9 protein-coding genes and 2 pseudogenes are annotated in these 15424 nt (G+C 60.8%); 6 read left to right on the top strand and 5 right to left on the bottom strand.

Features of this window, described 5'->3' with window-relative positions; genetic code table 11:
* On the top strand, positions 1–378 hold a 378-nt coding region (locus AWB67_RS41010; RefSeq protein ID WP_159965009.1), incomplete at its 5' end, for a hypothetical protein.
* A 420-nt stretch (positions 379–798) separates the two neighbouring features.
* Positions 799–1839, top strand: coding sequence for a hypothetical protein (locus tag AWB67_RS31170; protein WP_235025430.1), 1041 nt, complete (start codon positions 799–801; stop codon positions 1837–1839).
* Positions 1840–2369: 530 nt separating this feature from the next.
* On the opposite strand, the gene AWB67_RS31165 is transcribed toward AWB67_RS31170, so the two are convergent.
* Complete coding sequence (locus AWB67_RS31165) at positions 2370–2663, bottom strand: hypothetical protein (RefSeq protein ID WP_200822351.1); 294 nt, start codon at positions 2661–2663, stop codon at positions 2370–2372.
* Positions 2664–3058: 395 nt separating this feature from the next.
* On the opposite strand from AWB67_RS31165, the gene ptsP reads away from it, so the two are divergent.
* Both ptsP and ptsG read left to right on the top strand, forming a co-directional pair.
* Positions 3059–5596 (top strand): phosphoenolpyruvate--protein phosphotransferase, encoded by a 2538-nt coding sequence (gene ptsP, locus AWB67_RS31160; protein WP_087659962.1) that lies wholly within the window; start codon positions 3059–3061, stop codon positions 5594–5596.
* A gap of 22 nt (positions 5597–5618) precedes the next feature.
* Positions 5619–7385: a PTS glucose transporter subunit IIBC gene (gene ptsG / locus AWB67_RS31155; RefSeq protein WP_087659961.1), complete on the top strand. Its 1767-nt coding sequence runs from the start codon at positions 5619–5621 to the stop codon at positions 7383–7385.
* Between the two features lie 262 nt (positions 7386–7647).
* Here ptsG and AWB67_RS31150 read toward each other — a convergent pair whose 3' ends face one another.
* Positions 7648–8088 carry a hypothetical protein gene (locus AWB67_RS31150; RefSeq protein WP_087659960.1) on the bottom strand — a complete coding sequence of 147 codons (441 nt, stop codon included), beginning with the start codon at positions 8086–8088 and terminating at the stop codon, positions 7648–7650.
* Between the two features lie 546 nt (positions 8089–8634).
* Entirely contained in the window at positions 8635–9333 is a 699-nt protein-coding gene (locus AWB67_RS31145) for a CBS domain-containing protein (RefSeq protein WP_087659963.1), read from the bottom strand.
* Positions 9334–9597: 264 nt separating this feature from the next.
* Between AWB67_RS31145 and AWB67_RS31140 the strand changes: the two are divergent.
* Positions 9598–10396: pseudogene (locus AWB67_RS31140) on the top strand (transposase).
* Between the two features lie 240 nt (positions 10397–10636).
* Here the strand turns inward: AWB67_RS31140 and AWB67_RS31135 are convergent.
* Positions 10637–11769: pseudogene (locus AWB67_RS31135) on the bottom strand (BamA/TamA family outer membrane protein).
* Positions 11770–12323: 554 nt separating this feature from the next.
* Between AWB67_RS31135 and AWB67_RS31130 the strand changes: the two are divergent.
* Positions 12324–13868 carry a DUF3300 domain-containing protein gene (locus AWB67_RS31130; RefSeq protein ID WP_087659959.1) on the top strand — a complete coding sequence of 515 codons (1545 nt, stop codon included), beginning with the start codon at positions 12324–12326 and terminating at the stop codon, positions 13866–13868.
* 219 nt (positions 13869–14087) lie between these two features.
* Here AWB67_RS31130 and AWB67_RS31125 read toward each other — a convergent pair whose 3' ends face one another.
* Positions 14088–14672, bottom strand: coding sequence for a BPSL1445 family SYLF domain-containing lipoprotein (locus AWB67_RS31125; protein WP_087659958.1), 585 nt, complete (start codon positions 14670–14672; stop codon positions 14088–14090).
* Between the last annotated feature and the right edge of the window lie 752 nt (positions 14673–15424).

The raw sequence follows: 15424 nt of genomic DNA, 5'->3' as shown, positions 1-15424 counted from the left end.
CAACCCGCCGACGAGGCCATCGACATAGCCGATGCAAGTAGCAAGCGCCTGAGCCATGCGCGCTTCGTGCTTGTCGACGAGCCGAAGCTGCGGATCGAGCCGCACGATGCGCGCGAGCGCGTCCGTCACGCGCGCATCCGCGTGAACGTCGCTCTCGCGCTTGCCGCCGACAAGTCAGCTCAGAATGCCCACGTCGCTTTCCTGCCGCCTCTACTCTTCTTCGCACGGCGGCACCACGTTGACGTTGATCGTGCGGTTCTTCCAGTACAGGTTGTGAATCCGCCCTTCAAGACTGCGCAGCGAATGCGGCTCGACGTTGTTGAAAGCCAGCAGCACCGCGGGCCGAGAACCGGCGCCCGGGATGCGCTGGATTCGTAACGTTCTTAACGTTTGATGGGGCAGCCGGAAACCATGGCCTGAAAAGCGTCTCGACGACTTGATTCAGATCAGCGTTTCCGGTCGCGGCCGGAAGACCGATAGCCGGGCTAAGTGCTTCGCGCACTTTCGGCTTCGCCGGCCGCATCCCGGCGAGCGTGTCGAGGTTTTGATGGACGCATTGAGTTCTATACCATTCGAATGCTGCAATCAAGCAGACTTACCCAAGCCGCGACGTTTCACCATTCCCAAAGACGGTCAGGCGCCTACATACTATGCAGCGGAATTTGAAGTATGGGCAATTACCCTGCGGTCGAGTGCACTGACGACATCCGACGCGCGGACCATGTTCGTTTCGGGCATCCGTGTACCCTTGGCGTCAACGTCTCCCGGATTGCAGCGATCGTCCACGCGAGGTGCGCAATGATTCCATGCACGTTGATTCGTTGCCGATATCAGTTGAAACGGCTACCGTTGATTGCACATTCCCTGCGTCGGACGTCTTTCGCATGTTGCATCGCGCTCGCCTCGGCCCTGCAGTGGGCCGAATGCGGCGCGCAGTCCTCTGCGGGGACCCAGCCTCCGCTGTCGAATCGCACAGTCATAGGAGGCGATGTCAAAAACCACGCCGACGCCGTCCTGGCGCTCATGACCTACACTACCGTTCCCGACGTCACCACCAGTTCCCTTTCGATCAACAGCGGCGCGACCGGTAATCCCGGGTTCGGTCAGTCACAGCTCGGAGGCGGCTTCGTGCTCAGCAAATCGTTTCCCCTCTACCTTGAGGGCACGCTCGCATACAGCCGCTATGACCCGACGTTCATCGCGACGGACGGCACACAACAGCGGCCACTCCCAGTTAAATGGAACTCGTTCAGCACGACAGTCGGTGTCGGATGGAACTTCCCGATCACGGATGAACTGGCGATACGCCCGATCCTCAACGGCGTCATCGGACGCGTTTCTAGTGATTTGAGGGTGGCGCAGTCGCTCGTCAACCATGTCACCGACAGCAACCTTCAATTTCTCGACGATGGCGCGCTCAACGCCTATGGATACGGCGGCTCGCTCATGCTGGATTTCGAGCACTACCGCGAGAACTACGAGATCGACGTCGAATTGCGGGCCACCGACATTCATCTGCAGAGCTTTGGCAGCTCATCTCAAGCGGTTCATGGAACGGCGGACGCGCAGCAACTGAGCCTGTGGGCACGCTGGCGCGCGCCCACAGGCTGGCATGCACTCGACAGGCCGGTTCGCTATGTACTCGAAACCGCCTATTCGCAATACTTCGGCGACAGCGCCGGCGTGCTCGGTTTCAACAACCTCACGTCGCTTGGAGTGGGTCTGGAACTCGACAGCAGCAAGTACCCAGTCGTGATCACGAGGACACGCGCGATGGTGCGGTACGTGTTCGGGCAAAACGTACATGGCGTCTCGTTCGGGTTTGCAATGAGCTTCTAGCGACTCATACGGGACAAGCAGGTAACGACTACAGCCGCTGACCTCAAAAGCGCTGCCATTCTTGAGACGGCCCGGGCTAGCCACGTGAAGTACCTTGGGTCCGCGTCTCGTTTCATGCGCGAGAAATACGAGGTCTCAAACGGCGGCCAAAGTCAATAAGCACATCATCGCGTGTCCACTTTCCGACATTGGCCGACAGACCTCGATCACCTGCAGCGCTGCCGGACGCCAAATACCTCGCCTGATGCGTCGATATCGACAGCGGTGGTCGTCGTGACCCCATCAGCTTGGATCGGCCAGATGTGCGCTTACCGCCGCCAGGGAGATCGTAGTTTCATTAGTGGATCCGAGACGCGCAACGACTGCGGATTGAGCCGCGCCAGGCTCGACCTGCTGACTCAGATGTGCCACGACAACCGCGATGATCGTCACTTCGCGGCCGAGCACGCCTCCGGGCTTTGCCCCCGCGATGGCCCGATCAGCTTATCCGCTTTCCTACCGTGAGGCGGTCGTCTTCTTTTTCGACAAGCTTAGCGAGAGCGACTCGCGATATTCGGCGGTGACAGGTCGCCAACTTCAATGCGGTCGAAATTGCGCGCTTCGTTCCTGACCTCCAGTTCCACGACCTTGCCCTTCGTCGTTTTGAGCGTGACGGTGCGGGTTGCCGGATCGATGCTGACCGCAGTTGCGTTAACTTTCGGAGTGCCCGTCAAATTTGTCTGATTTAACCCTTTGGTCATATCCACGTTAATTTCCGACTCGGCCATTGCCGCGTGCGCGACCGCCGCACCGGCGAGCATGGCAATGAGGCTCATGCGATTCATCACGAATCTCCCCGATTGCGGCTGGGCTGCTTGATTTTCCAAATACTAAAGCTCCCCTATTCTCCGACCGATTCATGATTCTTCTCAATCGCTGGATTTGTTGCACACAGCGAACAAATGGCGAGGATTCCCCAACACACTGGTCTTGACTGCTTCTTCAGCCCTTCATCAATTCCCGAACTGGCGTGCATTAATTTGGCAGCGAATCATCAAGTCGTTGCCTATGATTCAGCTTAGGCGGTTCAAGGCCGTTCAGCACGGCGACTCAGCACACACAGAATTTTGCTCGATCTCGATAGACCCTGAGCACAGGTCCCTCTGCGCCAGCGTAGACCACGCTCGCGTTGCTCATATCAACCGTATCAGCCGAGTGTCGAACAAAAGGAGTCGCGCGAATGAAAGCTCCTCAGTCTCCGGTCCGCATCGAGTTGTTGGCGCCGCTCTCGGGCGTCATGGTGCCGCTCGAAACTGTGCCCGATCCGGTCTTCGCCCAGAGAATGGTCGGCGATGGCGTTTCGATCGATCCGACCTCGAATGAACTGCTGTCTCCGCTTCCCGGCAAGGTCACGCAACTGCACCGCGCCGGCCACGCCGCGACGATCACGGGTGACAACGGCCTCGAAGTCCTGATGCACATCGGGCTCGACACCGTGTTGCTGCGCGGCGAGGGCTTCACCCCGCTGGTCAAGGAAGGCGACATCGTCACGGTGGGGCAGCCGCTGATCCGTTTCGACCCGATCGTCGTTGGCGCCAAGGCGGTGAGCCTGCTGACCCAGATCGTGATCGCCAACGGGGAGCTCGTGACGCGCTACGTACCCGCGATCGGCCTCGTCACCGCGGGACAGGACGCTGCGCTGTCCGTTGAACTTGTCGGCGGCGTGGTCTCGGAAGAGACAACCGTCGCGACCGGCGCGATTCTCTCCGACGAAGTCACACTGCCAAATCCCGCGGGCCTGCATGCGCGGCCAGCCGCGGTCTTCGCCGCCGAGGCGAAGAAGTACAAGTCCGAGATCCGGCTGCTGCGCGGCGGTGACAGCGCGAATGCCAAGTCGATCGTGTCAATCATGGGCCTCGCAACGAAGTTCGGGGACAAGTTGCGCGTCCAGGCTGCCGGTCCCGATGCGGGCGAAGCCGCCGGCACGCTCGCGCGTCTGCTCACCGAAGGTTCGGGCGAAAAGCCCGGCGACGCGCCCGCACCGGCGCCCGCTATGGCTGCTGCAGCGCCCGTCGTCGCCAGGCGCGCGGCGGCCACCGACGCCGACGAGCTAACCGGCGTATCGGCCTCGCCTGGACTCGCAGTCGGCAAGATCGTGCAGTTCCGTCAGGAAGTCATCGAGGTCAGGGAAGCGGGCGAGTCGCCACAGCGCGAACGTGCGCGGCTGGAATCGGCCCGGCACGAAGCGCATCAGCAAATCGAAGCGCTCAAGGCCAGGCTGTCCGATCCGTCGAAGGCGCAGATCCTCGATGCGCACCTCGAACTGCTCGAAGACCCTGACCTCAACGACCTGGCGATCGGCAGCATCAGCGAAGGCAAGAGTGCGGGCTTCGCGTGGCGCAACGCTTTCCAGAACCACGCGAGCACGCTCGAGAAGCTCGACAACCCGCTGCTGCGCGAACGCGCCGGCGATATCCGGGACGTCGGGCGCCGTTTGCTGGCGCTGCTAGCTGGCGTGAAGCAGGCGCAGATCGAAGTGCCCGCCGACTCGATCCTGATCGCCGAGGAACTCTCGCCGTCCGACACCGCGTCGCTGGATCGCAGCAAGGTGCTCGGTTTCTGTACGACGACTGGCGGCGCCACGAGCCACGTCGCGATCCTCGCGCGTTCGCTCGGCATCCCGGCGATCTGCGGCATCGACGAAGGCGCGCTCGAACTCCCAAACGGCACGCTCGTCGTGCTCGACGGCTCGCATGGCAGCTTGCGGCGCAATCCGGGCGCCGAGGAACTCGAGAAGGCGCACGAACGCATCAAGCGCCAGACGGCCAAGCGCGAACAAGAGAAGCTCGCCGCGACCCAGGTCGCCATGACGGCCGACGGTCACCGGGTCGAAGTCGTCGCGAATATCCGCAACGCGCAGGAAGCGCGCGATGCGGTAGCGGCCGGCGCCGAAGGTGTGGGCCTCTTGCGTTCCGAGTTCCTGTTCGACGACCGCGACACGGCGCCGTCCGAGGACGAGCAGGCCGCCGAGTATTGTGCCGTGGCCGAAGCGCTCGGCCGCGAGCGTCCACTGGTGGTCCGCACGCTCGACGTCGGCGGCGACAAGCCGCTCTCTTACATGCCGCTGCCCAAGGAAGACAATCCCTTCCTCGGTCTGCGCGGCGTGCGTGTGAGCCTCGACCGTCCGGACATGTTCCGCACGCAGTTGCGGGCGATCTTGCGCGCAGCGCCAATCGGCAACCTGCACGTGATGTTCCCGATGGTTGCCACGATCGAGGAGGTGCTTGCGGCGAAAAAGATGCTGCTCGAGGAGGCCGGGGATCGCGCGAACAACATCAAGGTCGGCGTAATGATCGAAGTACCGGCTGCCGCGCTGATTGCCGAGCCGCTGGCACGTGAAGTCGACTTTTTCTCGATCGGCACGAATGATCTGACGCAATACACGCTTGCAATGGACCGCGGGCATCCCAAGCTCGCCAAACAGGCCGATGCGCTTCACCCTGCCGTGCTGCGCCTGATCGGCATGACGGTCGAAGGCGCGCACAAGCACGGCAAATGGGTCGGCATCTGCGGTGGCATCGCCTCGGACGCGATGGCGGTCCCGGTTCTCGTGGGCCTCGGCGTCGACGAGCTTTCGGTCAGCATTCCCGCGGTCGGTTCGATCAAGGCCCAGCTTGCGCGGCTGACAATGGACAAAGCGCGCCAGCTCGCCGCCGATGTGCTCAAGCTCGGAACCGCCGCTGAAGTCCGTGCCCTCCTCGCCCCTTTCGACGAATAAACAAATCAACAGGAGACCGTCCGTGTTCACGCATGCTTTCGGAGTTTTGCAGAAAGTCGGCAAATCACTGATGCTGCCGGTAGCCGTGCTCCCCGTGGCAGGACTGTTGCTCGGCCTCGGCGCCACCGATTTCCACGGTTACGTGCCGGTCATCGTACTTGCGCTGATGAAAAACGCAGGCGACGTGATCTTCGGCAACCTGCCGCTGATCTTCGCCATCGGCGTCGCACTCGGCTTCACCGAGAACGACGGCGTCTCGGGCATCGCCGCGACGATCGGATATCTCGTCATGACGGCGACACTAGGCGTGATCGCCAAGGCGGAAGGCGTCGTGCCCGATACGATCATGGGCATTCCATCGATCCAGACCGGCGTGTTCGGCGGCATCCTGGCGGGCGGGCTGGCGGCGTGGATGTTCAACCGCTACTACCGGATCACGCTGCCGCCCTACCTTGGTTTCTTCGGGGGCAAGCGCTTCGTGCCGATCGTGACGGCAATCGGCGCCATCGTGCTCGGCGGAATCTTGTCCGTGGTGTGGCCCCCGGTCGGCGGCGCGATCAAGGCGTTTTCGGAGTGGGCGGCAGTTTCGGACCCGCGCACGGCTGCGACGGTATACGGCTTCGTCGAGCGTCTCCTGATTCCATTTGGCCTGCACCACATCTGGAATGTGCCATTCTTCTTCGAGGCGGGCAGCTTCCTCGACCCGACGACCGGCAAGGTCGTTCACGGTGACATCAACCGCTTCTTCGCGGGCGATCCAACCGCCGGCATTTTGTCGGGCGCGTTCCTGTTCAAGATGTTCGGCCTGCCGGCCGCGGCGATCGCAATCTGGCACTGCGCCAAGCCAGAGAAGAAGGTCGCCGTCGGCGGCATGATGGTGTCTGCCGCGCTGACTTCGTTCCTCACCGGCATCACCGAGCCGATCGAGTTCGCCTTCCTCTTCGTCGCCCCGGTCCTTTACTTCATCCACGCGTGCCTCGCGGCGTCGGCGCAGTTTGTGGCGAACACCTTGAACATGCACATGGGTTTCACCTTCTCGCAAGGCGCCATCGACTTGCTGATGTTCAACCTGATTGGCAACAAGGCGACCCATGCCTGGTACGTCTTCATTCTCGGTCCGATCTACGCTGGTATCTACTATCTCGTGTTCCGCTTCGTGATCAGCCGCTTCAATCTCAAGACGCCCGGCCGCGAGGACGACACCGTCGAAGCGGCAGCGGTCGGCACGAGCGGCATTGGCGGACGTTCGCGCGATCTCGTGCTCGCCTTCGGCGGCCGTTCCAACATTACTAGCCTGGATGCCTGCATCACGCGTCTGCGCGTCTCGGTGAACAACCCGGCGCGCGTCGACGACGGCAAGCTCAAGGCGCTCGGCGCTGCGGGCGTCGTGCGCGTTGGCAACGGCGTGCAGGCGATCTTCGGAACGATGTCGGAGAACATGAAGACCGACATGCAGGAATACCTGAAGACGGCAGGCGCAGACGCCGACCTCGCACCGGGCGGAGCGACTGCCGCTGAAACCGCGGCACCGGTCGAAGCTGCCGCGGCCTCCGCGCACAGCGCAATGCAGCAGAATGCACGTGCGGAAAAGATCCGCGTAGCGCTCGGTGGCGCCGCCAACATCAAGAAGCTCGAAGCGCTGGCTGCCACGCGCCTGCGGGTTGCGCTGTCCGACGCCTCCCGGCTCGACACGGCCGCACTGAAGGCGGCCGGCGTCCCCGCGACGCAATCCTTGACCAACGGCGAGTTCGACCTGATTGTGGAAAACCTGGCAGGCGCGATGCGATAGAAAGCCGCGTCCGTCGAATCGGCGAATATCCGGCGAGCCCTGCATTGCAGAGCACGCCATCTCCAAACGGGACGTTCCATTGTCCGACAATACCCACCATTGTCGGATGGCTCCCCTAGGCCGGGTCGCCCGCGCCCGACGCGCTGCGTGTCGACAGGTGCGTGATGGTAAGCCTCTAGGAGTTGCGGTAGAGCTACATCGCTTTAGGCATTGATGCACAGCGGTGTTGATCGGCGTGAATCTGACTTGGCAACCATTCGATCTAGGCGGGGGTATCAAACTTACCGACCACATCTTTGCACATGTCACGCACCCCCAAGTCCGCGCCCTTGTCCGAATAGCCTGCAGACCGATACGTCACCACGCTTCCATCTTTAATGAACACACCAGTCAATTGGCTCCCTATCACGCCGCCGTCGCTGTTCGAGGTATTCACGGTCAGGCACACCACATAGCCGAAGTACGGGCTGAAGCTAAATCCGTCCCACGCCTTCTGCGGCGTGCTCAAATACTCTACCTGTATGCTCCCTGGGTCCTTGAATCGCGCCTTGAGATATTGATCAATGATCGACTTGTAGTCGGCTGGGTAGGGGCCATAGTCAGCCGCTCGCACGACCTCCGCGCTGGGCGAGAGCCGGTGCACGCACGCCCCCAGGCCGCCGCTCATTGCAACGACCACGGCCGCCATCCATGCCTTGCGCATCCTGTTGCCCCTTTAGTACGCTCGAGCCCTCTATGGACCGTACCCAACGTGCATTCGTTGTGTCGATCGCCAACCGGGCAGGCTGCTGGTCGAGGTCGAACCGTAGGCGTGTGTCGAAAGCGAGAAGCCGCAATCAAGTTCTGTCGATGACGATTAGTGACCAGCCACCAAGGCGTAATGCGTGGCTTGGTAAAAGCAGTCACTGTGACATCATCGCGCTGAACTTAACGCACGAAACCTGAAACGCATCATTGAACCGAACACCTACCGGAGTATGAGGATGGATCCATGTGTAGCCGGCCCGTGGTGCGTGGGTAGCGCGCAATCAGATGGGTAGACCGGCGCGACTAAGGGCGACCGGTCGCACCGATCCGCGACGTCCCGCCGACCAAAGCCGACGCGCTTTACTATGAGTAACTCGCTGAAGTGTCGATGGCGGCATAGCTACAGTTAACCATTTCTGGGGTTGCCAGCGTTTGCGACTGACAGCGATGCCTTGAGCAGATTATGGAAAAACTTCACGCGATCCAGACGAGGCAATGATCGTCACTTCCCCGACGACAGATCAGGCGTCGGAAGCCCGAAGTGCGTAATGACCGCTTTGACGCCAGGTGCGTTCTCTGCCGCAACGCGAATGGCGTTCCCTTCTTCTGCACTGACGATCTGGCCCCAGAGATGAACCGTCCCGCTCTCGACGATGACGTTCTCACGCGCAAGCGCCCAGGGAAGCCCTTCCATGGCAGCGAGAACCGCTTCGCGGATCGAGTGATCTTTTATATCGGCCGCAACGGGCAACTCAGGCGCCATTGTCACGAGCGCGCGAATCAGGTTAGCGCGGCTCACGACACCCACTACTTTTCCGTCGCGCATGACCGGCACGCGTTTGATACGCCGGCGTTCGAGCAGCTCAGCAATGTCCGCAATCGGACACGCTTCGGTCACGGTCGCGACGTCGGTGCTCATCACATCCCTGACCTTCCTTGCGTGCTCCTTCACATACTGGCCGGCCAGCTCGCGCGTCGATGCGACCATTTCAAGCCACCACGCGCGCGTCTTGACGCCAGTCCCAATCTCCGCGCGATGCATCAGATCGCCTTCCGTGACAATCCCAAGAAGCTTGCCGTCCTCGTCGATCACGGGCATCCCGCTGATGCCGGCAAATACCATCGTCCCTGCGGCCAGGCGCACGGACATCTCGGGACCGGCGGAAACGATCGACGTCGTCATGATATCGGCAGCTTGCATGCTCATCTCCTTAAGGAAAACAGCGCCGTCTTGTATGACGGCAATCTGTGCCTTGATGTTGTTTGCAGCCTCGCTGATCAATTCGTCTCGCTGGCTCAATTTTTTTCCGCGCCGACTCAAGCACAATTTTAGGTCAAATCGAAGGCGCAGGTCATTTTTCTGAAGTTGCATCGTGTCCGTCAGCTAAGGCAACACTGATCAGGTCCACCCCGAATGGGTGCAAAACGTTATAGAGCGTACGTGCAACGAGATTGACAAAAGACGATGAGACAGCAGACGCTTGCGATGGCAGCAGATGAGGGGCGGAATTCGAGACGCGACGCAAGCGCACGCGGCGTGACAAGTTCCTCGACACGAGGAACACCATCGTGCCGTGAGGCGAACTGCGCGCGGTGATTGAACCGTACTACCGAAAACGCGGCAACGGCCGCCCGCCGATTGGCCCGGAGCGCATGCCGCGGATTCACTTCGTTCAGCATTGGTCCAATCTGGCCAACTTCGCTTGCGAAGAGGCACTATACGACAGCACCAGCTCGCGCCGCTTCGTGGGCATCGATCTGGGTTGTGAAGCTGTGCCGGATGCGGCGACGCTGCGCAAATTCCGGCGCCTGCCTTGATCGCCGCGCCGAGTTCGACCAAGCATAGCGACAAAGCACGCGATCCCGAAATGCATCAGACGCGCAAAGGCAAGCAGTGGTATTTCGGCATGAAGTTGCACATCGGAGTCGACAGCCAAAGCCGCTCGACGCATAGCGCGGTGCTTGCGCTGGCCAACGTCCACGACAAGCACCCGCTGACGCAACTGCTGGAAGGACGCTCGCGACTTCACCAATCAACGAATCAACGCACGCGCCGTGCCGGGGAAATCGACTAGATTGCAGGTGGCAGGAATCGCCACAAGCCGAACACGCTCGTTCAGATGTTTGTCAGTGCAACCCACGGTGTCGCCGATGAAGAACTCTTCGGGTCAAGGGCGCGGTGGTGGCGCTTCGTTATGAATGGGGACAGCGGTCATATCCGGAATGATCGCCGCCGGGAGCACCGCCCATCGAGATCGAGCTGAAGATTCTTCGTTTTATTTTGTCCTCTACATAGCGCTACCAGCCGGAAGGCGTCGGACCCGCTCGGTGGCCTATCGGGTCCGGCGCCGGTTGCACGAATTGCGGTTCGCCAATGGATTGAGCGCGATGTTTCGCTACGGGATTACGGCGGTTCTCATCGGCGTGGCGACCCTTCGTCATAGCTCGCCACGCATGGTCATCATTGCGTCTCATTCCCGCGATAGCAGCAGCGCCAATTTCGGTCACCGCCACGCGCTGCCGACCTGTTTATAGAACGCGTTCTGATCCTTGCTGTGCGCTACGTCAATGCCTACCGCCAAGCCCAACTTGCGTGCGATCAGATAACGAACGCCCGCTCCCACGCTCTGGACGTTCTGCGCTTCAGAAAAGGTGTGCCATCGTCCATACGCTTTGCCCACGCCAGTGAAGCCAAGCAACGACCATCGGGGAACGAAATCCCATCTTAGTTCCACTTCCGCGGCCACGGCATTGCGGTCCTGGTACCGGCCCTTCTGAACACCCCGCAGATCGACGTAGGGTTGCGCGTAAAACGGAATGTCACCGCTCGAAAACTTGCTGTCCACGCGTAGTCCAAGGATCAGCGTGTGTGTCAGTGGCTGCCATGTGTAACCACGCGCGGCGTACACATCGTAATTCTCAGTGCCGCCGAAGGCCGTCCTGACCGCCTGAGCCTCGAACTCGAGAAAGTTGCCGTCCCCCGGGTAGAAAATATTGTCCCGGGAATCATAGTCAAGAAGGATACTCGCAGCACCAATTCGCTGATCCTTCTGAAAGCTGCTAAGTTCAGCCGGCGTTTCGCCGGAACCAAACGTCGATGACGAATCGACAAAGACGTAGCGAAAACCCGCATACCAGCGGCTGTTGCCAATACGCATCAGAATCTGCTGCATCAATGCAACGCCTTGGAGGGTATAGGCCATCGGCTGGCTGGAAGGACCAAAGTAGTCAAGATGCGCGTCGACTTTGGCAATCCCGCCGAGATACCGGTATCGGTCATTGTCCCAAGTGTGAAAGTGACCCGCCGCGGCGGCCCACGTACCGTTCTGAGTGTAGAGGCCGCCGAGCGCCGTAACATTCGGCGGCACACGATCCTTGACGTCGCGTGACGGATCCGATGCGGCGTCAGCGACCGGTCCGGAGAAGAACAACAGCCAATTCCCAGACCGTAGCCGACAGCGGGTTCTGTGATCACTATGGGTACAGGTAGCGCGCCTTTGTGCTTGAGCGGGAAGTCACTCACGTCGAACTGCCTGTCCTCGGCGTCCCTGAAGCTAAGAAGTTCATCGCCAGCGCGCGCGTCAACGGACGCAACGCCGGTAGCCGCAAAAACTACGGCAACCAACGCCGACTGGATCGACGCATGACAACGAGGACTCTTTCGCTTGCCCGAATACGCTTTAGAGGAACTGCGAGCTTCAGTTGGATTGCCGGCAAGCCAGCCCACGCGATGGACATCGCTGTACGATTTCCGGTCGTCACAGACAAACGAGGCGAACATGGCATCTACTACCGAAGATACGCACGACACGCAGTGCGAAAAGCGACTTCGCAAGCCGCATTGTTTCAGCAAAGAGGGGCACGTGAGCTAATGCGAGATCGAAAGCGCCGCGTGCTACGAGCGTCCTATCGATCGATCGCCTTGCTCCTCTTCATCTCGACGACTCCAATTGAACGCTGCGCCCGCGTCAAAACCTCGATCGAGTCCCCTCCGCCTGGCGATAGTCGATCATGTCACATTCAACTGTACCGATCGCACGGCGAGTACTAATCTAGTATGCGTTGCATCATCTGCTCACAGTGCAGGCGCCGCGATCCGCCGTCACCGGATTCATCCGCCTGATCGTCCGCCTCTGTGAGATCGAAGCCCACGGACATTTCGCTGCCTGAAGGAACACACGGGGAGTGACCATGGCGATAAGGATTGCACGACTGTTGAGCGCCGGCCTTGTCGTCCTGTTGGCGGGCTGTCCATCAAAGCAGGATCAGCAGGCTCAGTCGCCGCCGGCCTCGGCTCCAGCCGCAGCGTCTGTTCCGGCCGCAGCGTCTGTTGCATCCGCAGCCTCGGTGCCCCTCCCGGCCTCAACTCCCGAGTCTCAGGCCCAGCAATTTCCGCCGGAGGAGATCGAGGCGCTGGTCGCGCCGATCGCGCTCTATCCCGACTCGTTGTTATCCCAGGTCCTGATGGCGTCCACCTATCCGCTCGAAATTGTCCATGCTGCGCGTTGGGTGAAAACGCACAAGGATCTCAAGGGTGAGGCTGCGGTGAAAGCCGTGCAGGACCAGCCGTGGGACGTCAGCGTCAAGTCATTGGTCGCATTTCCACAGATACTGCAACCGATGAACGACAAGCTCGACTGGACCCAAAGGCTCGGCGATGCATTCCTCGCCAACGAAAAGGACGTGCTCGACGCCGTGCAGCGGCTGAGAGTGCGTGCTCAAAAAGCCGGACACCTGACGTCCAACGAGCAACAGAAGGTGGTTGTCGAAGCGCCCACGCCGAGTCAAGGCGGCCAGGCGGTCCCGGCGTCACAAACCATTGTGCGTATCGAGCCATCCAACCCCCAGGTCGTCTACGTGCCCTCCTACAACCCGACCGTCGTCTACGGCGGATGGAGCGCTCCGGCTTACCCGCCGACCTACTGGCCACCGCCCCCGGCTTATTACCCCGGTGCCGCACTCGCGAGCGGGTTCGCATGGGGGCTCGGCATCGCGGCAGCAGGCGCAATCTTCAGCAATTGCGACTGGAATAACAACGATGTCAACGTCAACGTGAACAAGGCCGCCAACATCGACCGCAATTTCAACAGTAGCAAAGTAGAGGGCGGCAAGTGGAAGCACGACGCCGGACATCGTCAGGGGGTAGCCTATCGCGACAACGCAACACGTGACAAATACGCCAAGGGCGTGCAGGGCACTGACGCGCGACGCGACTATCGCGGTCGCACGGGCGGCGCCACCGAGCGCGCGAGCGTCGCCGATCGAGCGGAAACCGGAACTCGCACGGGTCGTCAGAGCGACGTGAGTGCTGCGAACCGCGCAAGCCGGCCGAATGCCGCGGGCGTCAGCGACCGGTCCAAACAATCCAACCGAGGTGACACAGCCGGTAATCGGGCACAAACATCCAATCGCACGGCCTCAGCCAACAATCGGGCGCAGACGTCCAACCGCGACGCTACAGCCAGCAATCGCGCCCAGACCTCCAATCGAAGCGCAGTGGCGAGCAATCGCGCGCAAACGCCCGCTCGTGCCGGTTCGTCAAACGTGCAAACCGCTAACAGGAGCGGTGGTTACTCGGGAGGCGGCAGAGATTCGGCATTTCAAGGCGTTGGCGGAGGCGCCGCGACACAGCGCGACTACAATCGCGGGCAGACTAGCGCGCAATCCTCGAACTTCAACCGTGGGAGTGGCGCAGCCCGTGGAGGCGGAGGCGCGCGCGGTGGCGGCCGGCGCTAGTTCGCGCCATAGTCAGGGAAGCGATGCTAGATGTGAGATTGAAACGGAGGACTTGCCCGACTGCGCTTTCGCCGGACATCGGGAAGCGCGGCTCCCTGCCACAAAGGATCATTTTCAACAGTCGCCTCGACGCTCATGCATCGCTGTGCACCCGCAAGCCGCTATCCGGCTCACGAAGCCGACCAAAGCTTCGCAAGACGGGCGCGGCCATTGCCGCACTCAAATTTTGAGTCGCGAGACCTTGGTTCCCGAGAGCGACACATCTCCCATCAGACCGGCATTGGTCAGCACGATCGCATTGACCGGTGCGGTCGCGGTTGTCGTATCGATCGCACCGTTCGCACCGACTTTCAACAGCGCGACCGATCCTTCTCCACCGACCGACCAGCCTTTGGAATGGCGAAAGTTGTTCAGCGCATCACGGGTCATGAAGAGGAAGATGACGGCCTTCGATTGAGCACCCGCCTGCAGGCCGAATGACCCCGATACCGTGCTGTAGTAGCCGACGGACTTCCCTCCTACGCGCAGTGCGCCTTCGCCGTACTCGCCACCGGCGACGAAGCCAACCTTGATCACCGATGGGAACACGAGCGCACCGTTCGCTTTGTCGACCAATTCCCTGGAACCCTTGACGTTCGCGTACAGCTTCGACAGGGTCTCATGGACCTTTGCATCGATCGCCCGCCGCTTGGACTCGTCGGACTCGTTGGCGATGGCATCGCTTACCATCCCCGGATGGCACGTGAGCGTAAGGCCCGCGCCAACTAGCACCGCGCCCGTCCGTACAAAGTCCCTTCTGTTCATCGCAACCTCCGTCGTAGTTGTTACGTGGGTTATCTAATGGCAGTGCTCATCCGGAGTAGTGCTGGACAGCAGGTGAATATCCTTCGAGCGAGACCGTACTTCGCGTTCAGCCTCACATGGCGTCGGTACGCCCAGGCGCGAGGCAGGGTAATACTGGTCTCATGCGGCACAGCAGGGCATCCAGATGCGGGCTTGCTTCGTAGTCAAGCTTCGTGTTCAGATTCCTGTTCCGTAAAGTAGAAGGTCTTGCTATAAACCGTGAGTACTCGAATGATCCTTCGTTTCACCATTCCATCGAGGCCGCCAGTCTTAAGACTTTTGCACCTCTCTCGGGTCGATGGTGAGTACACTCGACTGCGGCTTCGCCGATGATTTGAAAGGGTCTGCGGCGCGAACCGGGCTGACCTACAAGGTAGACACAAGGGCCGCAGTGGCGACGAGGCTCAGCCACAACGGGTTGGAGAATGAGCCAGGTGATGTGCCTGCAAGTGGGGTATTCCTAACATGATTGACGCCTCTCTTCACTTTGGAATCGCTGCTCGGTTGTAGCTTCGCTTGCGGATTCGGGCGTCTTAGTCACAGCGTCATCCTTCAGTAAAACCGAAGTGGCGAGGGCGAGGCGCAGCCATAACAGGCCGGCCATGGGCGCGCCGTCCTGTACCGCTTCCCTACGACTGAGATTGACCCGGGAAAACGGACACCTATCCTTTGGATAAGGGGGTGCCAAAATGGGCAAGCATCGAGCACCGTAC

Origin of the sequence: Caballeronia terrestris, from assembly GCF_001544515.1 — a bacterium.
GTDB classification, from domain to species: Bacteria; Pseudomonadota; Gammaproteobacteria; order Burkholderiales; family Burkholderiaceae; genus Caballeronia; species Caballeronia terrestris.
Note: the sequence above shows the minus strand (reverse complement) of the source record. Positions and strands in the feature narration are given on the sequence as shown.

Bases quoted from the DNA above. Each gene is read 5' to 3' on its own strand.
- AWB67_RS31170 (WP_235025430.1), top strand. From the start codon at position 799: ATGATTCCATGCACGTTGATTCGTTGCCGATATCAGTTGAAACGGCTA.
- AWB67_RS31150 (WP_087659960.1), bottom strand. From the start codon at position 8,088: ATGCGCAAGGCATGGATGGCGGCCGTGGTCGTTGCAATGAGCGGCGGC.
- AWB67_RS31145 (WP_087659963.1), bottom strand. From the start codon at position 9,333: ATGCAAGCTGCCGATATCATGACGACGTCGATCGTTTCCGCCGGTCCC.
- ptsP (WP_087659962.1), top strand. From the start codon at position 3,059: ATGAAAGCTCCTCAGTCTCCGGTCCGCATCGAGTTGTTGGCGCCGCTC.
- AWB67_RS31130 (WP_087659959.1), top strand. From the start codon at position 12,324: ATGGCGATAAGGATTGCACGACTGTTGAGCGCCGGCCTTGTCGTCCTG.
- AWB67_RS31165 (WP_200822351.1), bottom strand. From the start codon at position 2,663: ATGAATCGCATGAGCCTCATTGCCATGCTCGCCGGTGCGGCGGTCGCG.
- AWB67_RS31125 (WP_087659958.1), bottom strand. From the start codon at position 14,672: ATGAACAGAAGGGACTTTGTACGGACGGGCGCGGTGCTAGTTGGCGCG.